General features: G+C 73.4%; 19 protein-coding genes. 13 read left to right on the top strand and 6 right to left on the bottom strand.

Annotation, left to right across the window (positions count from 1 at the left end; genetic code table 11):
* Positions 1-52: 52 nt before the first annotated feature.
* A complete protein-coding gene (locus WMF27_RS36265; protein ID WP_437764304.1) occupies positions 53-661 on the top strand; it encodes a CPBP family intramembrane glutamic endopeptidase in 609 nt (202 codons plus the stop codon).
* A gap of 40 nt (positions 662-701) precedes the next feature.
* Here the strand turns inward: WMF27_RS36265 and WMF27_RS36260 are convergent, their stop codons facing one another.
* The gene (locus WMF27_RS36260) at positions 702-1,994 is read right to left on the bottom strand and encodes a response regulator (RefSeq protein WP_437764305.1); all 1,293 of its coding nucleotides are present in this window, start codon (positions 1,992-1,994) and stop codon (positions 702-704) included.
* Between the two features lie 208 nt (positions 1,995-2,202).
* On the opposite strand from WMF27_RS36260, the gene mnmA reads away from it, so the two are divergent.
* The 7 genes from mnmA to ftsH all read left to right on the top strand — a co-directional run bounded on the left by mnmA (position 2,203) and on the right by ftsH (position 11,341).
* The gene (mnmA, locus tag WMF27_RS36255) at positions 2,203-3,360 is read left to right on the top strand and encodes a tRNA 2-thiouridine(34) synthase MnmA (protein WP_437764306.1); all 1,158 of its coding nucleotides are present in this window, start codon (positions 2,203-2,205) and stop codon (positions 3,358-3,360) included.
* Positions 3,357-4,010, top strand: coding sequence for a hypothetical protein (locus WMF27_RS36250; protein ID WP_437764307.1), 654 nt, complete (start codon positions 3,357-3,359; stop codon positions 4,008-4,010). The genes mnmA and WMF27_RS36250 overlap by 4 nt, the downstream gene beginning before the upstream one ends.
* A 190-nt stretch (positions 4,011-4,200) precedes the next feature.
* Positions 4,201-6,474: a protein kinase domain-containing protein gene (locus WMF27_RS36245; RefSeq protein WP_437764308.1), complete on the top strand. Its 2,274-nt coding sequence runs from the start codon at positions 4,201-4,203 to the stop codon at positions 6,472-6,474.
* Positions 6,471-7,868 (top strand): class I SAM-dependent RNA methyltransferase, encoded by a 1,398-nt coding sequence (locus WMF27_RS36240; protein WP_437764309.1) that lies wholly within the window; start codon positions 6,471-6,473, stop codon positions 7,866-7,868. The genes WMF27_RS36245 and WMF27_RS36240 overlap by 4 nt, the downstream gene beginning before the upstream one ends.
* Positions 7,869-7,996: 128 nt before the next feature.
* Positions 7,997-8,233: a hypothetical protein gene (locus WMF27_RS36235; protein ID WP_437764310.1), complete on the top strand. Its 237-nt coding sequence runs from the start codon at positions 7,997-7,999 to the stop codon at positions 8,231-8,233.
* The gene (tilS, locus tag WMF27_RS36230) at positions 8,230-9,231 is read left to right on the top strand and encodes a tRNA lysidine(34) synthetase TilS (protein WP_437764311.1); all 1,002 of its coding nucleotides are present in this window, start codon (positions 8,230-8,232) and stop codon (positions 9,229-9,231) included. Before WMF27_RS36235 ends, tilS begins: the two co-directional genes overlap by 4 nt.
* A gap of 163 nt (positions 9,232-9,394) precedes the next feature.
* The gene (gene ftsH / locus WMF27_RS36225; RefSeq protein ID WP_437764312.1) at positions 9,395-11,341 is read left to right on the top strand and encodes an ATP-dependent zinc metalloprotease FtsH; all 1,947 of its coding nucleotides are present in this window, start codon (positions 9,395-9,397) and stop codon (positions 11,339-11,341) included.
* A 150-nt stretch (positions 11,342-11,491) separates the two neighbouring features.
* Here ftsH and WMF27_RS36220 read toward each other — a convergent pair whose 3' ends face one another.
* The 3 genes from WMF27_RS36220 to WMF27_RS36210 form a co-directional block, all read right to left on the bottom strand.
* Positions 11,492-12,961, bottom strand: coding sequence for an alginate export family protein (locus WMF27_RS36220; protein WP_437764313.1), 1,470 nt, complete (start codon positions 12,959-12,961; stop codon positions 11,492-11,494).
* A gap of 214 nt (positions 12,962-13,175) precedes the next feature.
* Complete coding sequence (locus WMF27_RS36215) at positions 13,176-14,018, bottom strand: hypothetical protein (protein ID WP_437943317.1); 843 nt, start codon at positions 14,016-14,018, stop codon at positions 13,176-13,178.
* Positions 14,015-16,945 carry a GYF domain-containing protein gene (locus WMF27_RS36210; protein ID WP_437764315.1) on the bottom strand — a complete coding sequence of 977 codons (2,931 nt, stop codon included), beginning with the start codon at positions 16,943-16,945 and terminating at the stop codon, positions 14,015-14,017. Before WMF27_RS36210 ends, WMF27_RS36215 begins: the two co-directional genes overlap by 4 nt.
* A 153-nt stretch (positions 16,946-17,098) precedes the next feature.
* Here WMF27_RS36210 and WMF27_RS36205 point away from each other — a divergent pair, with 153 nt between their 5' ends.
* The 3 genes from WMF27_RS36205 (at position 17,099) to WMF27_RS36195 (ending at position 20,823) form a co-directional block, all read left to right on the top strand.
* Positions 17,099-17,839 (top strand): ComF family protein, encoded by a 741-nt coding sequence (locus WMF27_RS36205; protein WP_437764316.1) that lies wholly within the window; start codon positions 17,099-17,101, stop codon positions 17,837-17,839.
* Between the two features lie 1,034 nt (positions 17,840-18,873).
* Positions 18,874-19,911: a polysaccharide deacetylase family protein gene (locus tag WMF27_RS36200; protein ID WP_437943316.1), complete on the top strand. Its 1,038-nt coding sequence runs from the start codon at positions 18,874-18,876 to the stop codon at positions 19,909-19,911.
* 189 nt (positions 19,912-20,100) lie between these two features.
* A complete protein-coding gene (locus WMF27_RS36195; protein ID WP_437764318.1) occupies positions 20,101-20,823 on the top strand; it encodes a hypothetical protein in 723 nt (240 codons plus the stop codon).
* A gap of 55 nt (positions 20,824-20,878) precedes the next feature.
* On the opposite strand, the gene WMF27_RS36190 is transcribed toward WMF27_RS36195, so the two are convergent.
* Positions 20,879-21,817 (bottom strand): endonuclease/exonuclease/phosphatase family protein, encoded by a 939-nt coding sequence (locus WMF27_RS36190; protein ID WP_437764319.1) that lies wholly within the window; start codon positions 21,815-21,817, stop codon positions 20,879-20,881.
* A gap of 140 nt (positions 21,818-21,957) precedes the next feature.
* Between WMF27_RS36190 and WMF27_RS36185 the strand changes: the two genes are divergently transcribed.
* Complete coding sequence (locus tag WMF27_RS36185) at positions 21,958-22,416, top strand: hypothetical protein (RefSeq protein ID WP_437764320.1); 459 nt, start codon at positions 21,958-21,960, stop codon at positions 22,414-22,416.
* Positions 22,417-22,518: 102 nt separating this feature from the next.
* Here the strand turns inward: WMF27_RS36185 and WMF27_RS36180 are convergent, their stop codons facing one another.
* On the bottom strand, positions 22,519-23,880 hold the full coding sequence (locus tag WMF27_RS36180; protein WP_437764321.1) for a tetratricopeptide repeat protein: 1,362 nt from the start codon (positions 23,878-23,880) through the stop codon (positions 22,519-22,521).
* 179 nt (positions 23,881-24,059) lie between these two features.
* On the opposite strand from WMF27_RS36180, the gene WMF27_RS36175 reads away from it, so the two are divergent.
* Positions 24,060-25,085: a hypothetical protein gene (locus tag WMF27_RS36175; protein WP_437764322.1), complete on the top strand. Its 1,026-nt coding sequence runs from the start codon at positions 24,060-24,062 to the stop codon at positions 25,083-25,085.
* Positions 25,086-25,107: the final 22 nt, after the last annotated feature.

Raw genomic sequence — 25,107 nt, 5'->3', positions numbered from 1 at the left:
CCTGACGGCGCGCGCGGCTTCACCGGCTTCTTTTGGCGTGCCATGATGGGACATGGCGTCGCGATGGGCGCGGACCGGTCGAACCGACGCGACGGTGCAGGCGGCGTCCGGCTATCTCGTCCTCGCGGCGCTGGCGATCTCGCTGGGCCTGGTGCTGCGGGATGGATGGCCGTGGATCCACCCGAGCCCGTGGCTCGCGCTGCCGCCGCTGGCCGCGCTGCTGGTGAGCGCCGCGCTCGGCCTCACGCTGGCGGCCGGCGTCATCGTGACGACGCGCGTCGCCGTGGCCCGGTTCAGCTGGGCCCGGCGCCTGCACGCGGAGCTCCGCCCGGTCGCGCGCGACTTCTCGCTCGGCCAGATCCTGCTCCTCGCGGGCCTCTCGAGCCTGGGGGAGGAGCTGCTCTTCCGCGGGCTCCTGACGCCGCTCCTCGGCGTGCTGCTGAGCGCGATCCTCTTCGGCCTGATGCACCAGATGCGCGGCCCGAGCCGCTGGGTGTGGATCGGCTGGGCGGTGGGCGTGGGCGCGGGGCTCGGCGCCATCTTCGCGGCGACGGGGTCGCTCGTCGGGCCGATCGTGGCGCACGCCGTCGTGAACGCGGTCAACCTGAGCTACCTGCGCGATCACGATCCGGGCGAGGTGGAGCAGCGGACGGCGCTCTAGATCGGCGCTTCCGCTTCCTCGCTGTCCCCGTTTCCTACCGTCAGCGCTTCTTCGCGTCGGGGCGGGGAGGCCTGGCCGGCATCGGTCTCGGGGGGATCGGGGTCGCGCGCGGCGGGCCTTCATGGCTCGCCGGCTGGGTCTCTGGGGGAGCGATGGTCCCGCGGGAGAGCTCGCCTGTCTCCACGGCGCTCTGCCTCGCCCGGCCTGGCGAGGACGGTCGCGAGGGCGGCGTTCGGCTCCCGCCTCGCGGGAGCGTCGGAGGCTCGCTCTCCGCCACGCGCACGCCGCGCTGGCTCGACGGCTTCGCTGTCCTGCGGGCCAGCGAGGGCAGCGTCGGCGGCGCCGCCGGGGCCGCCAGCTCGAGCTCGAAGTTCAGCTCGAGCGACGGCGGCCCCTCGGCGATCGCCACGCCGGGGTCGGAGCCCTTCGGCGGCGCAGGGGTGGGCCCGCGGCGCAGGCGCTCCTCGAACACGACGCGCGACGACGGCGGCGCGACGTCGTCGAGGATGGACGACGGCCCGCCGAGCGCCGTCGTCGCGCTCCGGGGCTCCGGACGGCGTCGCGACGGCGGGAGTGGCAGCTCGACGCGGGCGCTCTCGTCCTCGAGCCGGGTCGCCTCGAGCAGGTACGCAGCGATGGATGTCCGCTGCGCGGGCAGGGGGCGGATGCCTGGCACGAACGCGAACCGTCCGACCTTCCAGCTGAGCATGGTGCGGAGCGCGGCGAGCGCCGAGGCGCGCGTGCCTCCCACGGTCCCCTCGACGATGCACCCTTCGGCGATGTCCAGCTGAGCCCGACGTTTCTTGCTGCTCACCTCGAACACGCCCGACCGCCGCTCCATCTCGAGGACCGTGAGGACGGTCGCGATGGACATCTGGCTGAGATCGCCCTCGATCGCGGTCTGATCGACGGAGGTCGGGATGGACATGAGGCTGTCCCGCCGCAGGCGCAGGCGCGACGCCATCTGCACGAGCGCCCCGATCTGCGCGACGACCTCGCCGACCCGGAACGGCTTGGTCATGTAGACGTCGGCGCCCACGTGGAACCCTTCGAGGCGGGCCTCCTGGTCGTCGAGCGCGGAGAGGAACAGGAAGGGGGTGACCGATACCCGGGACGGCTGGGTGCGCACGCTGCGCGCGACCCAGTAGCCGTCGTGGTCGGGCAGGCCGATGTCGCAGACGATGCACTCGGGCTCCAGGGTGCAGGCGGTGGAGAGCCCGGCCTCCGCGGTGGGGCAGAAGACGACCTCGTAACCTGCCTCCCGGATCGCGGTGGCGAGCAGGTCCGCGATGTACTCCTCGTCCTCGATCACGAGCACGACCCCGCTCGGCATCTGGCAGACGGTACACGCGCCCTGCGGGGGTGGCCAAGGGTGAATGGCGGAGAGCCAGCCTGATCATTCATTCGCCGGCGCGCCGCCGTCCCGGCTCCTCGCGCGAGCCCTCGCCGCGGCATCCCGCGCGAGCCCTCGCCGCGGCATCCCGCGCGGGTTCGCCCGCGGCGTCCGGCCGCGGCGAGGAATCCACGCTATAAGAACGGAAATGGCAACTCTGGTCCGAGAGGCCGACGGTACGGCGCGGCCCGGCGAGCGGGCCTCGTCGGGGGCTCGCGTCTTCATCGCGATGAGCGGCGGAGTCGACTCGTCCGTCGCGGCGGCGCGCCTCTGCGACGCAGGATACGAGGTCGTCGGCGTGACGCTGCACCTCTGGGACTACCCCGACGACGGCAGCGTCAAGAGCCGCTGCTGCGCGCCCGAGGATCAGCACGACGCCCGCCGGGTCGCCGACCACCTCGGGATCCCGCACTACACGTTCGACCGCCGCGCCCTGTTCCGCGAGCACGTCGTCGACCCCTTCGTCGAGGCCTACCTCGCGGGCGAGACGCCGAGCCCGTGCGTGGCCTGCAACCGCTCCGTCAAGCTCCGGGAGCTGTTCCCGCTGGCGGAGCGGCTGGGGGTCTCGTGGGTCGCCACGGGCCACTATGCGCGGGTCGTCCTGGAGGACGGCGGCGCTCGCCTCTACCGCGGCCGCGATCGGCACAAGGATCAGAGCTATTTCCTGCACATGCTCCGGTCGGACGAGCTGTCGCGGCTCCTCTTCCCGCTCGGCGACTCGACCAAGGACGAGGTGCGCGCCGAGGCGATCGCCCGCGGGCTCCCGGGGGCCGAGAAGGGGGAGAGCCAGGAGCTCTGCTTCATCCCCTCCGGCCGTTACGCGCCGTTCGTGGCCGAGCGCGCCGCGGACAGGCTCCGCCCCGGCCCCATCGTCGATCGGGACGGCCGCGTGGTCGGGTCGCACGGCGGGGTGCACGGCTTCACGGTGGGCCAGCGCAAGGGCATCGGCGTCTCGCTCGGCCGGCCCGCGTTCGTCGTGGGCCTCGACGCCGCGTCCGGCGCGGTGCACCTCGGCGACGAGGGCGATCTGTACGCCGCGGGCGCCGAGATCGCCGACGCGGTGTGGTGCGACGACGCGGTCTTCCCCCTGGAGGCCGAGGTGCGGGTGCGCGCGCGGCACGAGGCGGCGCCTGGCATCATCGAGCGGCACCGCGACCCCGCGACGGGCGCGGAGAGCTTCGTGGCGCGGTTCGCGAGCCCGGTGCGGTCCGTCTCCCCCGGGCAGATGGCCGTGGTCTACCGGGGCGATCGCGTCCTCGGGGGAGGCCGCATCAAGGCGGCCCTCCGCTCGCAGGAGGCGTCATGAGGGCCCGTGCGCTCGCGCCCCTCGCCTGCGCGCTCTCGCTCGGGTGCTCGCTCGGGCAGGGGGAAGGCGAGGTCGTCAGCGAACGGCTGCGCGCGGCCGGCTGCTGGGACGACAGCTACGACATGAACCCGGACTTCTTCGCCGCGGTCCCCTACCGCTCCACCTTGCAGGTCCGGGTGCAGCGGGGGAGCGATCTGCAGGAGATCTCGGACGGGCTCGCGGTCCTGATCGATGACGTCGACCTCATCCGCGGGGACGGGACCGTGAACAAGCTCGACGTCGACCTGAGCGTCGGGCTCCCGCCCGGCGTCGAGCTGCCGGGCTCGCCTCCACCGACGCCGAAGCCGGAGGGGCTCGCGCCGCTCGTGCACATGGCGCTTTACCTCCAGCGGTCCTGCCACAACCAGAACATCGTGCTCTACGCCGTCGATGGGACCATCAAGTTCCAGGCGCTGTTCAGCGGCGATCCCAACGAGACGGACGCGGTCGACAAGTACACCGACGCGACGTTCGACGTCCTGGTCGGCGATCCGCGCGACGCAGGGCTCGGTCATCCAGCCGACGCCATCCCTCGGGAGCTCCTCTCGCGGGTCACCGGGGGGTTCCGCTTCTACTTCGAGCGGGGTCAACCTGGGCAACCGTTCCCCTGAGCCCGCCACGACTCCGTCCTGGGTTTCAGGTGGTGTCCTACCTGTCGGGACAGGCGCCTTCAGCGCCCGGGTGGATTGAAGCTGACCATCTGGAAGGTGTCCTGGCCGAGACGACATGGCAAAGCGCCGCGAACTCGCGGTAAAGTAGTGACCGCTCATGCCCCAACCCCCGCCTCGACCCGCATCGCGAATGGGCGGACCTCCAAGCCCCGGGTCGACCCATTCATCGCTCGAAGCGCGCGCGAAGGAGTCCGAGAAGCAGCAGGGGACCTACTTCCTGGGCCGTTACCGTGTGGTCGACGAGATCGGGGTGGGCGGAATGGCGAGCGTTCACCTGGCTCGCATGGATGGCCCGGGTGGCTTCCAAAAGTGGGTCGCGATCAAGCGGATCCACCCTCATCTGGTCGAGGACGATCAGTTCGTCGACATGTTCCTGGATGAGGCGCGCATCGCGGCTGGCATCAACCACGCCAACGTCGCGCAGGTCTTCGATCTCGGGAAGGACGACAACACCTACTGGATCGCCATGGAGTACCTCCACGGCGAGCCGCTCCGGGAGGTGATGCGCCGCGCGGAGGAGCGCCGGCTGCGCATCTCGCCCGAGCTCGCCGCGCGCATCTGCTCCGATGCCGCAGAGGGGCTCCACGCCGCTCACGAGCTGCGCGGAAAAAACGGCCAGCTGCTCGGCCTGGTGCACCGAGACGTCACGCCGCACAACCTGTTCCTCACCTACGACGGCTACACCAAGGTCGTGGATTTCGGGATCGCCAAGGTGGCCGACCGGCTGTCGTCCACCCGCGCGGGAACGCTGAAAGGCAAGTTGGCCTACATGTCTCCCGAGCAGGTGCGCGGCAACGAGATCGATCGCACGACCGACGTGTTCGCGCTCGGGGTCGTCCTCTGGGAGCTCACGACGAACCAGCGCCTCTTCCGGATGGATACGGATCTCGACACGCTCGAGAAGGTGCAGGCCTGCGTGGTCCCGCCGCCGTCCACGATCGTGCCCGACTATCCCATCGAGCTGGAGAGCGTGGTCATGAAGGCGCTCGCCAAGCACAAGCAAGACCGCTTCCAGACCGCGCGTGAGTTCTCGCGAGCGCTGCAGAATTTCCTGATGAGGAGCGGGGTCTTCGTTGGCTCCGAAGAGGTCGCGCAGTTCGTGCAGCAGGTGTTCGTCGATCGCATCCAGAAGCGCGAGGCGCACCTCGCGTGGGCCGCCGAGGTGACGTCCACCATCAACGTCGAGCAGGTGCGCGCGCGCAGCTCGACGACGGCCACGGACAGCGTCGGGCTGCGCAGCCGCGCTCGGGAGCCTGAGCCGCAGCAGCGCCTCACGCCGCCGCAGATCCTGCGGCACAACGCTCCGCCGGCGAGCGGGATCGCGCCGGTCGGGCGCCCGCCGTCGAGGGACGCGGACGACAGGCAGATGGTCGCCTCATCGCTGATGGATGATGATGAGGATGTCCCGACGACGGTCGCGACGCGCGAGCAAGCCGAGCCGGTGCGCTCCCCTCACGGGGAGCGACCGATGGTGCGCCCGGCGGCCGGCATGGTGCCCGAGCCGGCGCCTGCGCAGCCTCGCCAGGCCGGCGTCCAGTCCGGCATTGCCACGGTGCGTCCTGGCATGCCGACGGCGCGCCCCGGCTTTTCGCCGGCCTACCCGGGCCCACCGCGCGTGCCCGGCGGCCACGATCCTGCTCCGCCTCCGCTCTCCTCGGGCCCGTACCCTCCGCGCGACTTCGACACCGGCGAGCTCGCGCCCCTCCCCAAGGGAGGCCTCCTGGACAGCGATCTGGGCAACCCGCTCGCGTCCACGCTCGCGCTCCCGTCGCAGGATCCACCGCCGGTGTTGCAGAGCGCGAGCGAGCCTGCGCGTCACGCGCGGATGACCAGGACCCCTGCCGTCGCCGCGCCGTCGCCGGCGCACGCCGCGGTCCCGTACGCGCTCCCCTTCAATGGCCAGGGCCATGCCGCAGCCCACGCGCCCCCTGTCGGCTCGCCGGTGCAGGCGGCCCAGGCGCCGATGACGGTGGGGCAGGCCCAGCTGTTCGCGTCCGCGGCGACAGCGCAGCCTCCACAGTCGCAGATCGAGACGGCGCTCTCCCTGCCGCGCCCGGATCCGGCGGCCATCTGGGCCGCCACGCAGGACGCGGCGTCCAAGGGGAACGGCAGGAACACGCTCGTGCTCGTCGCCGTCATCACCCTCACCGTGCTGTGCGTGCTCGGTATCGGCGCGCTGATCTACATGAAGACGAGCGCCGCGCAGTCCTCGCCTTCCAGCGGCGTGGACGCCGGCCCTGCGTCGCCCGCCTCGACGGACGCGACCACCACGGGCCAGTCGAGCTCCTGCGTGCCGGGGAGCGCCGCGGGGGCCCTTCGCGCGCTCTCTCTCGCTGTCTGCGACCGAGCGTCCGTCGTCCACCCCGGCCGGATCCGCCTGCAGCGTCTTACGATGAAGGGATGAAGTCTGTCCACCGCCGCTCGAACGGCGCCAGGGCGCGGCAGCGCCCCGGCGAGCGAGCTCAGCTGCGCATCGAGGCGCTGGCCGCCGGAGGCGCGGGGGTCGGCCGGCTCGCGGGCGAGGTCGTCTTCGTCCCTGGGACCGCGCCGGGTGATCTTGTCGAGGTCGAGCTCGACAGGAGCGCACGCCCGGCGAGGGGCAGGCTCCTCGGCGTCGTCGAGCCGAGCGCCGACCGCGTCGCTCCGCCGTGCCGCTTCGCTGACGCCTGCGGCGGCTGCGACTGGATGCACGTCCGTATCGAGGCGCAGCAGGCCGCGCACGAGCAGATCGTCCGGCAGGCCATCGCGCGGGCGACGTCGCTCGCCGAGGCCGATCTGCCGCCGATCCGCGTCCACCCGGCCCCCCTGCCGCTCGGCTACCGCTCGCGGGCGAGGCTGTTCGCGCGCGCGGAGCGCGGCGAGGTGCGCGTGGGGTATCGCGCGCCGAGGACGCACGCCGTGGCGGCGGTCGATCGCTGCGTGGTGCTTGTCGACGCGATCGCGCCGCTCGCCGGCGAGCTGCCCGGTGTCCTCCATGGAGCCGTGGGGGAGGGCGATGTCCTGATCTCGCTGGGCGCCTCGAGCTGCCCGGTGGTCGAGATCCTGTGGCGTGGCCAGCTGCCGCCGGCCGTGTGGCAGCGGCTGGACGAGCGCACGGCGCGCGGCGAGTGGGCCGGCGCCCGCGTCACGCTCGACGGGGCGCGCGAGGCCGCGTCGTTCGGCGATCCGCGGCCCGCGATCCTGGGAGCGGACGGCCTGCCGCTGTTCCTCGCGCCGGGCGGGTTCGGGCAGCCGTCCGAGGAGGGGGCAGCCGTCCTCGCCCGCCGCGCCGCCGAGCTCGCCCACCTCGACTCCACCCGCGCGCCGCACGTCCTGGAGCTGTTCGCCGGGAGCGGGACGCTCTCCGTGCTGCTCGCGCGCGGCGCGCTGCGACCCTCCCCGGCCGCCGAGCCCGCCGGGGCCGCGGCCTCCGGCCCCCCGGGGCCCGCGTCCTTCACGGCCGTCGAGCTCTCGTCCGCGGCGGTCGCTTGCTTGCGGCAGAACCTCGCCGCTCGGGGCCTCGCCGGCAAGGCGATCGAGGCGGACGCCGATCAGTACCCGATCCCGGCCCGCACCGACGTCGTGGTGCTGGATCCCCCGCGCAGCGGGGCTCCCGGCGCGGCGCGCGCGATCGCCGCCTCGAGCGCGCGCGTGGTCGTCTACGTCTCCTGCGATCCGGCCACCCTCGCGCGCGATCTCGGCGGGATCCTCCGCGGCGGCTTCGAGATCACGGACATCGAGGCGGTCGAGCTCTTTCCCCAGACGAGCCATATCGAGTCGATCGTGCGGCTCTCCCGCGCCCGCAAGTCCGCGCGCTGACGCGCGCTGATCCGCGCGGGCATGCCGGCCTGCTCTCCGCGCCGAGCGCTGTTCCGCCGAGCTCGGCCGGAGGGCCGCGAGCGGCCGCGTGGCGCCGTCGCCCGGCGGCTTGCGCTACGCTGCCAGGGATGATTCACCACCTCGACGATCGACTCCGCGACGAGGCGCGGCGCTATCGTCTCGTGTTCGCCTGCCCCGATTGCGCCTCGTTCGATCCGGTGGCCTCCGACCCCGACGAGGCGGGCGCCGGGCCGCCTGGCCGCGGGCCTCGTTGCTCGCTTGGCTACCCGGTCGCGCCGCACCTGAGCACCTCGCTCGAGGATCGCGACGAGATCATCTTCTGCAAAGCGTTCGAGCTGCGATGAGCACTCCTGCTGGACCTCCCCCGCCGCCCAGGCGGGGCCGGTCGCACCCCCCGTCGCTGATCCGCCTCGCCGAGCGGCTGATCCGGGACGAGCGGCTGCTCGCTCGCGGCGACGTCGTGCTCTGCGCCTGCTCCGGAGGCCCCGACTCGACCGCCCTGCTGCACGTCCTTTCGCTGCTGCGGCGGCGGATCGGCCACGAGGTGGTCGCGCACGGCGTCGACCACGGCCTCCGCGCCGCGGCCGCGGCCGAGCTCGCGATCGCGCGCGACCTGTCCGAGCAGCTCGGGGTCCCTTACGCCGAGACCCGCGTGGACGTGGCTCCCGGCGCGAACCTCCAGGCCAGGGCGCGCGCCGCCCGGTTTGCCGCGCTGGCAGCCGCCGCGGCGGCGCACGGCGCCCGCGCGATCGCGACCGGCCACACCGCGGACGACCGGGCCGAGACGGTGCTCTTGCGCCTGCTGCGGGGGGCAGGGCCGCGTGGGCTTGCCGTTTTGCCGCCGCGCGCCCCGCTCCCGTCCGACGTCGCCGGCGCGGCGTGTGGCGGCGTGTTGCCGGCCCCGGCGGCGAGCATCGAGCTCATCCGCCCCTTGCTCCAGGCCCGCCGCGCCGACGTCCTGGCCCACCTCGGCCGACATCGACTGGCGTTCGCAGAGGATCCCAGCAACCGGGATCCCCGTTTCACCCGTGTCCGCGTCCGCCGCGAGCTCCTCCCGCTCCTCGAGGACCTGTCGCCGGCGATCGTCGACCACCTCTGCGCGCTCTCGGACATGCTCGTCGCCGGGCGAGATCGGCCGCCTGGCGGCGATTCAGACGTCCTCGACGGCAGCGAGCCGCCGTCGATTCCGCTCGGTCGGGCGCAGCGATTCGCGATCGAGCGGGCTCGCAAGCTGGGGCGGCCGCTGCGCGTCCGGGTTCGCGGCGGCGAAGAGATCGCCGTGGGCTTTCCAGAGGAGTCCAGCGTGCTTATCGAGGATGGGTCTGCGCGTCGCGGGACCTGACCGCATGCACCCCACCCGCGGCCGCTGTCGAGCCCCCTTTTTTCGCCGTGTCACCACGGTCGAGACCCGCGGTCGACGACCGAGCCGACGGGTGGCATGCTGACTGGAACACGCGTACAATTTCAGTACACGCCGGCTCGCCGCGCGAGCTTAGAGGGTCCTCGTGAAGCAATCGCACAAGACGCTGCTGCTCTGGGTTCTGCTGATCATGATGTTCTTGGCGATCTGGCAGTTCTTGAGCCCGGATTCCCGGCCCGCCACACAAGTCGCGTTCAGCGAGTTCATGGCCCAGGTCCAGGTCGAGGCCAAGGACAAGGAGCCGCACGTCGAGTCGGTCACGATCAAGGACCGCGAGTACACCTTCTGGGTCAAGGACCCGAAGAGCGGGACGAAGACGAAGAAGGTCACGATCGGGCCTGACAACGCCGACGAGATCACGAAGACGATCGTCGACAACAAGGTCGCGGTGTTCTTCGAGAAGGAGGAGACGTCGCCGTTCTGGCCGGGGGCGATCATGTATCTCCTGCCGACGGTCTTCCTGCTCGTGATGTTCTATCTGTTCATGCGCCAGCTCCAGGCCGGCGGCGGCAAGGCGATGAGCTTCGGCAAGTCGCGCGCCCGGCTGCTCAGCGAGGCGCAGAACAAGGTGACGTTCGCCGACGTCGCGGGCATCGACGAGGCGAAGGACGAGCTCGAGGAGATCATCGCGTTCCTCAAGGACCCGAAGAAGTTCCAGAAGCTCGGCGGCCGGATCCCGAAGGGCGTCCTGATGATGGGCCCCCCCGGGACGGGCAAGACGCTCCTCGCGCGCGCGATCGCCGGCGAGGCGGGCGTGCCGTTCTTCTCGATCTCCGGCTCGGATTTCGTCGAGATGTTCGTCGGCGTCGGCGCGAGCCGGGTGCGCGACCTGTTCGAGCAGGGCAAGAAGCACGCGCCGTGCATCATCTTCATCGATGAGATCGACGCGGTCGGCCGCCACCGCGGCGCGGGGCTCGGCGGCGGTCATGACGAGCGCGAGCAGACGTTGAACCAGCTGCTCGTCGAGATGGACGGCTTCGAGTCGAACGAGGGCGTGATCATCGTCGCCGCGACGAACCGCCCCGACGTCCTCGACCCTGCGATCCTGCGGCCTGGCCGCTTCGACCGGCGCATCGTCGTGAACCGCCCCGACGTGCGCGGCCGCGAGGGCATCCTCCGGGTCCACACGAAGAAGGTCCCGCTCGGTCCGGACGTCGACATGGAGATCCTGGCGCGGGGCACGCCCGGGTTCGTCGGCGCCGACATCGAGAACCTGGTCAACGAGGCGGCCCTCCTCGCGGCGCGTCAGGACAAGGACGTCGTCTCGATGGCCGACTTCGAGATGGCCAAGGACAAGGTGCTGATGGGCGCCGAGCGCCGCAGCATGGTCATCAGCGACGAGGAGAAGCGGACCACGGCCTACCACGAGGCCGGGCACGCGCTCGTCGCGAAGCTCCTGGAGAAGTTCTCGGATCCGGTCCACAAGGTGACGATCATCCCGCGCGGTCCGGCGCTCGGCCTCACGCAGCAGCTGCCGAAGGAGGACCGGCTCAGCATGTCGCGCGACTTCGCCAAGGCGCGGCTGTCGGTGCTGATGGGCGGCCGCGTGGCGGAGGAGATCGTGTTCGGCCAGTTCACGACGGGCGCGGGCAACGACATCAAGCAGGCGTCGAGCCTCGCGCGGCGCATGGTGACCGAGTTCGGCATGAGCGACGTGATCGGGCCGATCTCGTACGGCGCTGACGAGGAGAGCGTGTTCCTCGGGCGCGATTTCACGAGCCGGCGCCGCGACTACTCGGAGACGATCGCCAACCAGATCGACGACGAGGTGCGGCGGTTCATCCTCGACGCCCACGCCGAGGCGCGGCAGCTCCTCACGGACAACCGCGAGATCCTCGAGCGGCTCGCCACGGCGCTCCTCGAGCGCGAGACGCTGGACGCCGAGGAGGTCGACGCCATCGTCGGTGGCCGCGAGCTGCCGCAGCGCCAGCGCGTCGTGATCCCGAGCTACAGCGATCGCGATCGCGCCGCCAAGGAGAAGCGCCGCGCGGCCAGCATCTTCGGCACCCCGAAGCCCGCCCCGAGCACCTGATCCCGAAGCGCGGGGGGGCGCCCGATGCCTCTCGGGCGGCCCCCGCGTACCTGGGGCGCCACGCGGGACGGCGCGGCGCCTCGAGCCCCCTCGATTCCCTTCCCCATCAGAAAAGCGGCGGCGCGCAGCCGGCGCGCTCCCCGGATCGCCTCAGGGGGCGGTCAGCGTTGCCTGCAGGAACGCCCACTGCTGCAGATCCGCCGGGCGGCCGTCGTCGTGCGCGCGGTTCGCCTTCGTGAAGATCGCCTGGGCGCCGTCACCGAAGAGGAACAGGCCGTAGCCGAGCGCGAGGCGCAGCGGCTCCCAGGGCTGCAAGGCGAGCGAGACGTCGATCTCGTGGCCCAGCGTCCGGCTCTCGTTGTCGCTGGCGGCGCCGACAGGGAGGAGGCGCGCTGTCACCCACCTGCCTGCTGGAGAGGCGAGGCCGACGAACGTGTATCCGGCGGAGACGGTCAGCGGGTCGAAGGGCGAGGCGCGGACGCTTCCGCCCCCCTCGATCACGTTGGACCACGCGTAGAGCCCCATGGGGCCGTGGTTGTTCTGTGCGTCGGGCAGGATCGGATCGAAGCGGCGCTGCGTCTCGCCCACCGCGAGCGCGCCGTCGTCGCCCGTCGCGTAAGCGCCGCGGGCGCTGAAGGTGAGGTGGGCGGGGAGCGCTGTCTCGAGCTCTGCCCGCGCTGCGGCAGCGAACGCGCCGAGAGCGCGGTCGGCCGCGAACGTGGCCACGCGACCGAGCTCGTACGCCCCCTCGATCGCGTAGCGAAAGCCCCGGCGGTCGCCGGAGACGCGCGCGTCGAGGACGACGGTGTCGCCGGGCGTGAGCCAGGTCGGGCGCGGCTCCCGGGTGATGCGCGCGAGCGCCGTGGCCTCGAGGTGGAGCAGGGGGGCGAGCCGCCAGATCGCGTTCAGGCCGTAGAGCTGGGACCCTGTCCCGGCGGCGATGGGCTTGCGCGTCCCCGCCACCTCGGGCGGGGCGCCTCCTGGCGCAGCGAGGAGCACGGCCATCGCCTCGAGGTCGACGTTGCCGAGCTGCAGCCCTGCGCGCACCGCATCGAGCGATCGCCCGGTGAGCGTCTCGTCGTCCGCTCCGACGAGGCGGCCATCCCCCCACGCGATCCGCTGCCGGCCCAGCCGGATGAAGGCGCGGCGCCCCGAGCGCGCGCGCAGATCGATGTACGCCTCGTACGGCGCCGTCTCCGGGAGGGCCGGCTCGCCCGGCCCGACGAAGATCGCGTCGTCGTTCCCCCAGAGCCGCGCGTCCTGGAGCGTGACGACGCCCGTGACGGGGCCGCGCTCGACGGTCAGCCCGAGGCGCGCGCGCTGGGCGAAGAACCACTGCGTCTTGACGACGTTGCCCGTGTCGCTGAGCGGCGGCAGCGCGCCTCCGAAGCCCTCGGCGAGCACCGCGTTCGAGCTGTAGACGTCGCCGCCCGTGTCGACCGGGTACCGGCGGAGCTCTCCGCGGAGCCGGAGCTCCACCGAGGGGCGGAACGTGAACCCGCCGACGGCCAAGCCCTCCGCCTGCGGCGACGCCTGCGCCGCCGCCCTCCTGGGCGCGAACGTGAGCGCGAGGAGCGCCGATCCCAGAGCGATGGAGGCGAACGGCAGGGATCGGATCATCAGCGAGGAGGGCCGGAGCGCGGGGGCGTCGAACTGCAGATGTGCGGCCAGGACCGCGGCGTTCAGGCGGGCCGCGCTCCTGGAGCGCTCGCGCGAGGATAGGCGTCCCGATGCGCGTCGGACAAGTGGGGAAGCGGCTCCGCTCCTCCCCGGCGGCCCCGGCGTCCGGCGGGGCCAGCTCGCGCGCCGTGCGCCGTGCGCCATGCGGACGACGTCAGGGATCGAAATCGTCCTCGCCGTGCGACGCCGGTGGCTTCGGCGGCTTCGGGGCGGCCCCCGTGCTGCTCCCGCGCCGCGGCGGCGCCTTCACGCTCGGGGCGGGTTGCCTCGTCGGCGGTCGGCTGGCCGCGCCACGCCGCGCCGGAGCGTCGCCCGAATCGACGGCGAGCACCAGATCGAGCGTGAGCTTCGACGCCCTGCCGGCGCGTCGATCCGCGGCCGCGCCCGCCTCCGCGAGCACGCGCTCGGCCGCCTCGAGCTCGTGCTTCACCTCGCGACGCTGCGGATCGTCCGCGAGCGCCTCTGCCCACGCGGCCGAAAGCGACGCCCGCTTCTTCTCGAGCTCCGCGGCGCGGTTCGACAGCTCGCCGAGCTGCTTCGACGTCGCGAGGGAGCTCTTCAAGAACACCTCGAACGCCGCGATGGTGTTCCTGTCCTCCGCGTCCAGCGAGCGCCCGCCTCGGGCGATCCCGATCCGCGCCTCTGGCACGAGCTCGACCTGGAGCAGCACGCCCGCCGCGCGGAGCTCCGCCGCGCGCGCGCGCGCCGCCTCGAGCGCTGCCTTGCCGTCCGATCTCGGATCGAGCCCCAGCGCGCGCGACAGCTCGGCCGGCGCTGCATTCGAGAGCTCCTCGGCCTTCAGCGACTCGTCGCGGAGCGCCCGGGTGGCCTCGAAGAACTCGTCGTAGGGCTGCTTGCCCGTGCGCAGGGCCTGTCCCTGATCGAGCAGCGAGACCTGCGCGGCGCACGCGGCGAGCAAGGGGGCGTGCGGCACGACCAGCAGCAGCGCGAGCGCCGCCATGCGGAGCCGGCTCGCGCGGTCCGGCGGCCTCGTCACCGACATTGGAGGATGACCCCCCAGAGCTCGTAGCTCGCGGCAGGCTTCGAGAGGAACACCACGCCCACGTAACCCGAGCGCGACGACACGCCGAGCACGCCTTGCCCGAAGTTCCCGGCCGGCGGCGAGAGCGCGATCGGATCCCCGATGGGGGAGAAGTTGGCGGCCAGGGTCTGCGCGCGCATGGCGCGGCTCCCCGGAGGGCCCTCGGTCCACACGAGGAGCCAGCGTCCATCGCCGAGCCCCGCGATATCCGGCGCGAAGGCGTCCCCCCCGGGGCCGCCGGAAGGGAGCGGGATCACCTGGGTCGACCCGGGGATGGACCCCGGAGCGGCCTGCCCGGCGCGGATCTCCCATCGCCCGTCCGCTGGCCGATCGGCAAAGACGACGGCGAGCGCGCGCTCGTTCCATCCGAGCGACGGCTTGCCGATCGAGCCTCCGGAGCCGGTCACCCGGGTGAGCTCGCCGACGGGCTTGCGCTCGGCGTCGAGCCAGCCTGCCCACACGGCCTTCTCGCGGCGGAACGCGACGGCGTAGCCGCCGGCGCCGGCCGCGAGCGCGCGCGGCGCCTCGAGCGGCTCATCCCCTTGCACCGGCCAGAGCGGGGAGGGGGCGGCGTCGGGAGCATCGGCCGCCACCAGAGCGCCGTCCGCCAGACCGATGACGAACGACCTCGGCCCCGGCACGCTGACGGGAGAGCGGATGGCCTGCTGCGCCGCCGTGAGGACGGTGAAGCGCTCCTCGACCGGCGAGATGCTCAGGATGTCGGCGGCCTCTCGGTTCGAGAACCGCTCGCTCCGCTCCCCGGTCGCGGGATCGATCTCGAGGCCCACGGCCTCCATGGGGCTCTTCGCGTACCCCACCACGAGCTTGCCGCCCTTCGTCGTCGTGACCTCGAAGGGGATGCTCTTCGCAACGAGCGGCGCCCATGGCTGGGGCTGGCGCGCCACCCAGCAAGGCTTCGGCGGGACGGGGATCGCCGAGCGCGCGGCGTCCTGCGCTGCGCCGAGCGTCGTGCGCGCCGTCCCGACCGGCGACTGGCGCGCGGTCGTGACGGAGCGGCGGCCCGCGAAGAAGGCGACGACGCTCATGAGCACCGCCGCCCCGCAGAGGCCGATGAGCGACGAGGCCGGCACGGTCACCGCTGCGGAGAGCCCCTTTCCGTCGCCGCGTCGCGCCGCGAGCGCGCGCGGGTTGAGCGCTGGCGGGCCGTTGCCCGATCCGGGGACGGAGCCTCGATCCGAGCGCTGGCCCGAGGCGTGGAGCGCGTCGGCAGCCGCCGCGCTCCGCTGCGGGTTCGGCAGCCCCGGCAGCCCCGGCCACGCGCGCATCGCCGGGTGCCCCTGCGACGCGCTCGATCCGACGCCGACCGACGGTATCGTCGCGTACTCGCGGCGCCCCATCGGCGCCTCGGCGGCCAGAGGAGAGCGCTTCGTCTCGCTGGGCACGGGCGGCGTGGGGAGCTCCGGGTTCTCGCGGCGCAGCACCGTGGTGGAGGGCTCCGGGGCGTCGCTGCGATCGCGGCTCGCCGCGGGACCGCGGCCGTCGGCGGCCGGCGTGTCCTCGGAGCTGCGGGGCGAGGGACCGTCGGTGGACGTCGCTGGGCTCGCAGGGCGAGAGCCAGGCGCCGTGGAAGCGGCGCCCGTGACAGGCGCAGCTTCGGCCGGCGGGGCCGGCGCAGCGAGGGGCAAGGTCGGCGTCGCCAGCGGGGCCGACGGCGCGGGGGGCGGTGCCATCAAGGGCGCGGCGCGGCGCGCGTCCGCAGGGGGGCGCGGCGGCGGCGCGGGGAGCGCGCCGAGACGGACGAGGGCCTTTGCGCCGGCCGCCGTCCGATCCGACGCGTCAGGCGCGCGCGGGCCTGCGGGCCGCTTCGCGGCGACCGCGGGGAACCGGACCGGAACTGGAGGTGGCGGCACGGAGCGCTTCCCCGTGAGCGCGGCGCGCTTCGTGGCGCGGCCGGGGCTCGACGGCGCCGGTGGCGTCGCCGAGAGCGGCTTGCCGGCGCCCTGATCCGCGCCGGTCGTCGCTCCGCCGCGCCCATCGTTCTGCTGTGCAGCGCCCGCCAGCGCCGCATCGCGACCGACGGGGAGAGGCGGCGGCCGGGGTGGTCTCGCCTCGGGGCGCGACGCCGTACCGCCCGCGGCTCTCGGCGCTGTTCCCGGGCTGCTGGGCGCGGCCGCGCCCGCCGCGCGCCTCGGCGGCGCCGGCTCATCGCCGTCCGTCGTCGCGCCGGCGCCGCCCGCGTCTGCGGCAGGGCGCTGACCCGCGGAGGTCTCCTCGGGTTCCTCCGCCCCCGAGGGGAGCTTCGGCGCGCGCGGGATCTCGGTCGTCCCCTGGTCGCCGGGCGAGGGGCCGTCGTAACGGGGGAGCTGGGTGATCGCGCGGGCGACTCCCGCATCGAACGTTCCGCCCGCGGCTGGCACGACGATCGGCGCGTTCTGTCCGCTGGCCGGCGCGTCTGCCGGCGCCTCGACGCCCGTGAGCGTCCTCATGGACTCTCGCTTGCGCGGCGGCAGGGGAGGCGGCTGCGGTCGCGTGGCCGCTCGGCGCGCGTGCGGCGGCGCGGGCCTCCGCCCGTTCGAGGACCTCTCCGCGGGCGCCGGGCCGATGGGCTGACCGCTGCGGGCGGGCGCCGGACCCAGATCCTCGATGAGCTCGATCTCCAGCGCCGCGCCGTCCTCGCGAGCGGCCTCTTCAACCCCGGCGGCCGGCCCCTCGGGCGCAGCGGTGTGCGCCTCGGGCTTGCGCCGGAGCTGGGCGGCGTCGGCGAGCTCCGGCTGCCTGGACGCGGGCGCCCAGGCGTCCATGCCCTTGCGCCAGACGAGCGTGGAGCCTGGAATGATCCCGGCAGCCAGCGCGCTGCGCAGCTCGGCGGTGCTCAGGCTCCGCTGGACGCCACGCTCGTCCGTCCATCTCCACGCGCTCAACGGGGGCTCCTCCGCCAGCTGGTAGAGCGCCGGAATTTCAGGACGTGAACCACGACGATCGCGATCGTACCGCGCGTCGTTTGCAAAGAGATCTTCTTTCGTGCGCCCACGCAACCGCGCGTCCACTCACGACGAAGATCGCGCTGGTAGCTCATGAGCCTTTCCAGCGCCCTCGCCGCCGCAGTCCGCTCCGTGGTCGCCGCCGCTGCGCGCACGCTCAGCCCGCCGGCCTGTGCGGGCTGTGACGCCCCGGTCGCCGATGCCTCGGTGTTCTGCGCCGATTGCGCGCGCACCTCCGTGCCTTACGCAGAGGGGGCGCCGCGAGGAGGAGCGGGCACGCGCGCCGGGGCGGGAGCACCTCTCGTCGCGTTCGCTCCGTTCGGAGGGGCGGTCGCGGAGGGTATCCGGCGCTTCAAGTACGGAGATCGTCCGGATCTCGCGCGCCCGCTCGGCCGGTTGATGCTCTGCGCGGCGCGCGAGGCGGAGGTGCGCGTCGACGTCGTTGTCCCGGTGCCGCTGCATCCGCGCCGTCTCGCCGAGCGCGGGTACAACCAGGCCGCCCTGCTGGCCGCGCACGTCGCCGACGGACTCGCGGTGTCCTTCGCGCCACGGGCCCTCTGCCGTGTCCGTCCCACCGCGCAGCAGGCGCAGCTCCCGCGTGATCGCCGCCTGGAGAACGTGGCAGGTGCGTTTCGCGTGCACGCGCCTGAGCGCGTCCAGCGCCGGAGGGTCGCGCTCATCGATGACGTGGCGACCACGGGGGCCACGCTCGCGGCGTGTCGAGATGCGCTCCTCGGCGCGGGCGCCGCTTCGGTGATCTACCTCGTCCTCGCGACCGCCGAGAGCGGAGCGGACGAGCTCAGAAGCTCACCTCCGTCAGCACACCGCACTTGACGCGGACGGTCCTGCCCTCGGTGAGCCATCGCGTGCCGTCGCGCGTCGGCTCGCCGAGTCGAACGAAAAAACGCCCGCAACGGATCTCGACGGGTCGCTCGCTGGGCCCCACCGGCACGCCCGTCACGTAGACGGTCGCATTCCGGGAGGAGTTGAGCTTGAGCAGGCCGTGGCCCTTTCGCGGGGTCGGCGGAGTCGTCGCTGCAGCGTCGACGGATGTCTGTCGTTGAGGGGCTGCCGTCTCGGTGGCCGATGGTGCTGGAGGTGCCGCGGCCTCGGTGGCTGATGGTGCTGGAGGTGGCGCGGCCTCAGCACGTGGCGTCGGGGATGCGGCCGGCGTCGGCTGTGCCGTGGCGTCGGTCGCGCTCGCCAGCTGCACGGGGACGGCTGCTTGCTTTGAAGCCACGGCGGTGACGCTTACAGGACCGCCGGTGGTCACGATCGCCGGTCGGGGCGCTCGGCTGGGTGCCGCCAGTTCGGGCAGGCTCGTCTCGACGGTGTACACCCCCAGCGCAAACAGGATGGTTGCTGTCGCCAGCGCAACTCCGGCGGTGCCGAGCGGCGAGAGCGGCTTCGACAGAGGCGCCGCGACTGACTCAGGTTGAGGCGAGGCCGACCCAGGTTGCGGCGAGAGTGGCTTCGACGGGGGGCCGTCGTCCGACCCAGGTTGAGGAGCGTCCGACCCAGGTTGAGGAGCGTCCGACCCAGGTTGAGGAGCGTCCGACCCAGGTTGAGGAGCGTCCGACCCAGGTTGAGGAGCGTCCGACCCAGGTTGAGGACCGTCCGACCGAGGTTGAGGTACGTCCGCGCCTGTCGACCCAGGTTGGGGGGCGTCCGCGTCCGTCGAGAACATCGGGCGCCACTTTAGCCGGATCGCTGCCGCGCCGGATTCCCCCCTGTCGGCGGCCCACCCGACGGAAGCGCAGGAGCTTCGCCGTCGGAGCCGCTCTCGAGAGCAAGCACGAACGTCGGATGTGTGCTGGAATACATCCGTGTACGTCGTCGCACATCCACTGACGTGGATCCGCAGGAGGTTGCCGCGCGGTCGTCGTGTTCTGGCCGCCGGGGTGCTCGACACCCTCGGGCTCCTGGATCGCTTCCTCTGGCTGCGCGCGAAGCTTCGGTTGCCCGTGCTCTCCGTGTTCACCTACCACCGCATCGCGGACGTCTCGGAGGTGGACGAGCTCGATCCGGGGGTCGCCGAGGTGAGCGCGCGCGAGTTCGAGGAGCAGCTCGCGGTCATCAAGACGCACGGCACCGTGGTGTCCCTCCGGGACGTGCGGCTCTTCGCGAAGGGGCGGAAGCTCCCGCCGAACCCCGTCATGGTCGCGTTCGACGACGGTTACCGTGACAACCACGACGTCGCGTTGCCCCTCCTCGAGCGCGCGGGGGTCACGGCCACGTTCTTCATCGCCACCGGGTACCCCGACAGGGGCCGCCTCTTCTGGTGGGATCGCGTCGCGCTCCTCATGCACCGGTGCCGTCGGGCGCGCGTCGAGATCGCCTACCCAGCGACGCTCGTGCTCGAGCCGCTGCGCGACCCGATCGCCGCGGCGATGCTCGTCTGCCAGACCATCAAGCACACCTCCGGGGTCGACATCGGGCGCCTCTGGGACGAGATCGAGCGCGCCACGGGGGTGTCGATCGACCTCGACGAGGAGCGCGCGCTCGCGACCAGGACGATCATGGACTGGAACCACATCGGGGCGCTGCGCCGGGCAGGCATGGACGTCCAGTCGCACTCGCACAGCCATCGTGTCCTCCAGACGCTCTCGCCCGAAGAGGCCACTCGCGATCTTGCGCGCTCCCGCCGCGTGCTCTCCGACGCCCTGAACGAGGCCGTGCACGCGGTCGCGTACCCTGTCGGATACAGCCTGTGCGGCGCGTTCCATCGCGCCGTCAAGGAGGCCGGCTTCGAGATCGGCTTCACCAACAACTCCGGCCTTTGCATGCTCTCGTCCTTCGACCCCCTGAATTTCCCGCGCATCGCCATGGACCGCGGGCAGATCGGCGCGCTCTTCAAGCTCAAGCTGCTCATCGGCCAGCGGCCCGGCTCTCGGTCCGGCTGCTGATCGAGCAAAGACCGCGCGCCGCTCCGCCGCCGCGCGCCCCGAGCGCCTCCGCTCGCCCGACGCCGCCTCGGCCGGCGCGCGTGTGGCCTGGGCTGTGCACGTGGACGTCGCTGGGCCGGGTCTGCACGCGCGTGGCCTCGATGGCCCAGGAAAGCTGCTGCGCAGCCTGTTCGACGAAGGGGGGCTCACGTGAAAGGCACAATCCATGAACGCAGCTTCCGCGCCGCCGTCTCGATGCTCGGCGCGGCTTCGCTGATCTCCGCGGCCCTCGCGTCGGGATGCGGCGGCGCGTCGGCGCCCGCCGCCTCCGCGAAGGCGCCCGCGCGACCCGCGCAGGCGTCGCCCGGCGGGCAGGGCGCGCGGGGGGCGAGCGTCGAGCAGCGCGAGCAGCGCGAGCAGCGCGAGGCCCAGCGCGCCTGGTGCGTTTACCTCGACGCGCTCTACCAGCGGGCCACCGAGCAGGCGAAGGGCTGGCCGAAGTTCGAGCAGTGCACGCAGATGACGACGATGGCCTCGCCGAAGATGCTCCGCGCGACCTCGGAGTGCTCGCTGGCAGCGCTGCGGCGCTTCGAGGGCGATCCCTTCACCGCCGCCTATGCCGAGGAGGTGAGCCGCTGCGGCTCCGAGGCCATGACGGCCACCACGCTCCCGCGCGCCGACCTGGCGCCGTACATGGCCGTCCTCTGCGGCCGCCTCGCGGGGTGCGGAGACCTCGACTACGACACCTGCCGGCAGAGCCTGGAGGAGGGCCTCGGCCCGCAGCTCGAGCGAGCGATCGGCGCGATGAACAGCCGCGGCCGGCACGAGGTCCGCGCCTGCTTCGGCAAGCTCGCGTGCGGCGGCGATCTCGGCCCCCAGATCTCCGCGTGCCTCGAGCCCATCATGGACGACCTGCTCTGGCTGCCGGGGTGAGCGGCCGCCGCGCCGCGCTCCGCCACGCCCAGAGGGCGGCGGCGCCGCGCGGCGGTCAGCCGGCGGAGCCCGGCAGGCGGCAGCGCGCGATCAGGGGGACATGATCGGACAGCCCTGCGAACGCGCCCTTGTGCCCGAACGGGTGCGTGCCCGTGAAGTCCAGCCACTGGAGGCGCTCGGACGAGTAGACGTGGTCGAGGTGCATGCGGAGGTTCATGAAGCCGGCCGTCGGGAAGGCGCGCGCCTCGGTCTCGGAGAGGCAGCGGACCTTGGCGAACGCGTCCACGAAGCCGATCTCCTCGCGCAGGAAGCGATCGACCGGCGAGCCTGGCAGCGAGTTGAAGTCGCCGACCACCACGAAGTTGCCGCTCCGGCGCTCGCGGCGGACGAAATCGGCGAGCACCCTCGCCTCCTCGATCTGATTGGGCCCGAACCCCATCCGCGCCTCGCCGGTCCAGAACTCCCGCGAGAACACGCTCGGCAGGCTGAGGTGGGTGTTGAACACATCGAAGCTCTGCCCGCTCTCGTGCTCGAACGACACGTGCGCGCAGATGCGCGTCTGCTTCAGGCTCTTGACCCCCCGCCGATGGGTGATGTCGTGCGGGCGCTCCGCGTTGTGGTGTCCGATGTGGAATGTGTCGCGCGCGAGCACCGCGAGCCCGGTCGTGTAGATGTTCGTCCGGGAGGTAAGCCTGTAGGCGTGCGCGGGGAAGTAGTAGGCGACGTAGCGCTCGCGCCGCTCTGCCTGCGCCAGCGCCGCGTGCAGCTCGGTCGTCAGGCGATCGAGCTGGGTCTCCTCCGGGTGCCAGCGCGGGTTCATCGTCGAGGACCTCAGCGACTGGGTCTCGACCTCCTGGAGGCACACGAGATCGGGCAGCGGGGACATCCGCGCGAGCGTCGTCGCGATCCGGGTGATGGCGGCGCTGGTCGAGGCGATGCCCCGCGTGCCGTGCCCGAAGTAGCGGACGTTATAGGTGACGATCCTGAGCGCCATGGCGTCGTCGCGCGGTGTCCCGGGGCCGCGGAGAGCGCCGGACGCCGCGCGTGTCGAGGTCGGGTCCGGTACCTGCTCCGCCGGTGTTGGGCCGCTCGAACGAGGTGGGAGGCGTCGCTCGGTCATGTATCCTCTCGCCCATGGGCAAGAACATCATCGTTTCCGAGGATACCATTCGTGACCTGCTGGAAGCGCATGCCTCCCTCTCCGCCTGGTATTACGAGCTCTGGTCGGCGCTGCGGGTCGCGAAGGCCTCGGCGAGCGCCCCCGATGATGCGGCCCGTGCGGCGTTTGTCGAGCGGATGGCCATGAGCTTCCCGGAGGTCGCGTCGATCGCCCGCTCCATCCAGGTGCCGAGGATGTTCGTCCCGCCGCCGCCCGCGGTGAGCGTGCCCCCCGTCGCGGAGGGCGAGACGGGAGGAGATGAGGCCCCGACAGCGATCGAGCCCGCGCCCGCCCGGCTGCGGGAGCTCCACGGCCAGCCACCGAAGAGCCAGCCAGGCTCGCAGCCCACCGATGAGTCCGCCCCTGCGCCGTCACAACCTGCGATCGCTCCTCCACCGATGGTGGTCCCGTCGACAGTGAAATACGACACCTGAGGTCCAGTCCCCGCTCGGCCGGACTCGCGAGCTCTCACCACCAAGGGCACGCCTCGCGTGCTCCCCCTCAGCGCGCCTCGCGCGCTGCTCCTCGCAGAGCCGTCAGCGCGCGAGGCCGCGGGGGGCCTTGCGACGCGCGAGGAGCTGCTCGGCCTCGGCGGCCCCTGTCATGTCGAACCTGGGGTTCAGATCGAGCGCGTCCCGCACGAGCCGCTCGCCTCGCGCCACGTCCCCCAGGGCGATCCGGATCGCCCCGGCGTGGTAGAGCAAGCGCGCGTCCCTCGTGCCGAGCGCCAGCGCCCTGTCGCTGGCCGCGCGCGCTTCGGCCAGCTTGCCGGCGCGGTACAGCGCCCAGGCGTGGGTGTCCTCGGTGTAGATGTCTGCGCGGACGGCGCGCTCCGCGCCGGCGAGGCGGAGCGCCTCGTCGCGCTCCAGGCCCCTGGTCGCGTAGTACAGCGCGAGGGTCCGGCGGTCCGACCGCTGCCCCGCGTCGACCGCGCCGGCGTAAGCCCGCGCTGCGCCGGCGTTGTCGCCTGCAGCCATCCTGGCGTCGCCGAGCAGCCACGCGGTCTCCGCGTCCGGGCTCCGCTGGTGGGCCCGCTCGAGGAGCTCGACGGCGCGGCCCCACGCGCCGCGGGCCAGCGCGACGCGCGCCCTGCCGGCGAGCGCCGGCGGATATTCGGCCAGCGCGGCGAGCGCCCGCTCGAAGCCCAGGTCTGCGCCCTCGTGGTCGCCCTCGTGCCAGAACATCATGGCCGCCTGGGTCAGGGTCCACGCGAGCGCCTCGGGGTCGCCCGGGTCCCCGGCGTCGATCGCGAGGCGGATGATCCGCTTCGCCGTCGCCGCGTCGCCCTGGAGCCACCGCAGGTGTGCGGCCCGCGCGTAGGACAGCAGGCCGGGCCGCTGGTCGACCATCCGCTGCGCCGCGTGCGCCGCGACCTGGAAGGCGCCGAGCGCGAGGGCGGCGTCGCTGAGCGTCCCGAGCGCGAGCGCGTCGCCCTCGTCCCGCGAGAGGACCCGCTCCGCCGCGTCGCGCGCCTCGGTGAACCTGCGCTCGTGGATCAGCACGAGGCCGAGCAGGTTGAGCGACGCGCGATCGCCTGCGGCCAGCGCGAGCCCGGCCTCCGCGCACGCGCGAGCCCGGCCGTAGAGCGACGGATCGCCCGAGGCGCGCGCCTTTCGGAGCCACGCGTGGCCGAGCGCGCTCCAGAGATCCGCGCCGCCGGGCGCCTTCGCGAGCCGCCGGGACAACGCCTCGATCTCGCGATCGACGGCGCTCGCGCCCGCCGGGGCCGCGAGCGCGAGCGCGCGCGCGGCGTCGAGGCTCGAGGGCGCCAGCGCCTCGGCCGCGCGCCCGGTCGACGCCGTCGCGGCCGGGACGGCCTCGGCGCGCGGGCGCTCGGTGCAACCGAGGCCTCCGCTCAGGGCAGCGCAGGTGAAGAGGCAACCCGTTCGTCGCAGCATCGGAGCGTTGACCTCCTTTCGCGCTGGAGCTCCGCCCTGGGCGCGCCGCGGCTCTCCCGGGGGCGTCACAGGCTCGACCCGATCGCGAAAGAGCTTGCCTCGCTGGCATGCGCCGGCAAGCTCGCAGCTCCAGCGCATCGTTCGATCGACCAGCGGCGCGCAGCGCGGAGGAGATCGCATTGCCTGTCCAGACGGATGGCGACCGCCTGCAGCGGCTCTGCGCCGCGGCGCTGATCGTGCACCTCTGCGCCGCGTGTGCTCGCCGCGCCTCGCCGGAGGCGGGCGCGACCGCGGCGCCCTCGCCGGGGGCGGATGCGGCCGCGGCGCTCTCCCCGGAGGCGGGCGCGACCGCGGCGCCCTCGCCGGCAGGGCCCGCGGAGGACCTGCCGGGCGACGAGATCACCCCCGTCTACGGGAAGGCCGAGGGCGCGCCGGAGCCGCTCGCGGCCCGGCTGTGCGACGCGCTTCACGCGTTGCCCGCGCGGCGCAAGGCGGCGTGCTGCGGCGGCGCCGCGGGCTTCCAGGCCGCCGCCGAGTGCGCGCGCGCGCTGAGCGTCGCGGTGCGCGCGCGGGCGGTGACGCTGTCGACCGACGAGGTGGGCCGCTGTGTCGAGGCGATGGAACGGTCGCTCGATGGATGCGACTGGGTCTCTCCGCTCGCCGCCCCGGTCCCGCCCGCGTGCGAGGGGATCGTGCGGGGCGCGCTCGACGAGGGGGCCCGGTGCCGGTCGTCGCTCGAGTGCGCGGGCGGGCTGCGCTGCGACGGCGCCGGCCCCACCGACGCGGGCACCTGCAGCGCCCCGCGCGCCGCGGGGCCCTGCGGCCTCTCGGTCGACGCGCTGGCCGCGGTCACCCGGCAGACGCGTTACGCCGAGGCGCACCCCGAGTGCCGCGGCCACTGCGCCGGGCGCGCGTGCGCGGGCGACCTCCCGCTCGGCGGCCGCTGCGAGGCCCACGCGGCCTGCGGGCGGGGCCGCCGCTGCGTCGACGCGCGCTGCAGCGATGCGGCGCTGCCCCCCGCCGGCGCCGCCTGCCTCGGCGGGCTCTGCGCGGCCGGCGCGCGCTGCGTGGACGGGCGCTGCGCGGCGCCGAAGGCCGAGGGCGAGGCCTGCGCGCGCGACGGCGAGTGCCGCGCCGCGTGTGTCCGACGAGCGCGCGGGGGCGCCGCGGGCGGCGTGTGCGGGATGCGGTGCGCTGCGCCGTGACGGGCGAGCTGCGCGCGCAGCG

Source organism: Sorangium sp. So ce281 (assembly GCF_051527395.1).
Taxonomy (GTDB): domain Bacteria; phylum Myxococcota_A; class Polyangia; order Polyangiales; family Polyangiaceae; genus Sorangium; species Sorangium cellulosum_B.
The sequence above is the reverse complement of the archived record's forward strand: the minus strand, read 5'-3'. Positions and strand labels throughout refer to the sequence as shown.

Excerpts from the sequence above, each read along its gene's own strand:
- WMF27_RS36265 (WP_437764304.1), top strand. The coding sequence starts at position 53 with ATGGCGTCGCGATGGGCGCGGACCGGTCGAACCGACGCGACGGTGCAG.
- WMF27_RS36260 (WP_437764305.1), bottom strand. The coding sequence starts at position 1,994 with ATGCCGAGCGGGGTCGTGCTCGTGATCGAGGACGAGGAGTACATCGCG.
- mnmA (WP_437764306.1), top strand. The coding sequence starts at position 2,203 with ATGGCAACTCTGGTCCGAGAGGCCGACGGTACGGCGCGGCCCGGCGAG.
- WMF27_RS36250 (WP_437764307.1), top strand. The coding sequence starts at position 3,357 with ATGAGGGCCCGTGCGCTCGCGCCCCTCGCCTGCGCGCTCTCGCTCGGG.
- WMF27_RS36245 (WP_437764308.1), top strand. The coding sequence starts at position 4,201 with ATGGGCGGACCTCCAAGCCCCGGGTCGACCCATTCATCGCTCGAAGCG.
- WMF27_RS36240 (WP_437764309.1), top strand. The coding sequence starts at position 6,471 with ATGAAGTCTGTCCACCGCCGCTCGAACGGCGCCAGGGCGCGGCAGCGC.
- WMF27_RS36235 (WP_437764310.1), top strand. The coding sequence starts at position 7,997 with ATGATTCACCACCTCGACGATCGACTCCGCGACGAGGCGCGGCGCTAT.
- tilS (WP_437764311.1), top strand. The coding sequence starts at position 8,230 with ATGAGCACTCCTGCTGGACCTCCCCCGCCGCCCAGGCGGGGCCGGTCG.
- WMF27_RS36220 (WP_437764313.1), bottom strand. The coding sequence starts at position 12,961 with ATGATCCGATCCCTGCCGTTCGCCTCCATCGCTCTGGGATCGGCGCTC.
- WMF27_RS36205 (WP_437764316.1), top strand. The coding sequence starts at position 17,099 with ATGAGCCTTTCCAGCGCCCTCGCCGCCGCAGTCCGCTCCGTGGTCGCC.
- WMF27_RS36190 (WP_437764319.1), bottom strand. The coding sequence starts at position 21,817 with ATGGCGCTCAGGATCGTCACCTATAACGTCCGCTACTTCGGGCACGGC.
- WMF27_RS36185 (WP_437764320.1), top strand. The coding sequence starts at position 21,958 with ATGGGCAAGAACATCATCGTTTCCGAGGATACCATTCGTGACCTGCTG.
- WMF27_RS36180 (WP_437764321.1), bottom strand. The coding sequence starts at position 23,880 with ATGCTGCGACGAACGGGTTGCCTCTTCACCTGCGCTGCCCTGAGCGGA.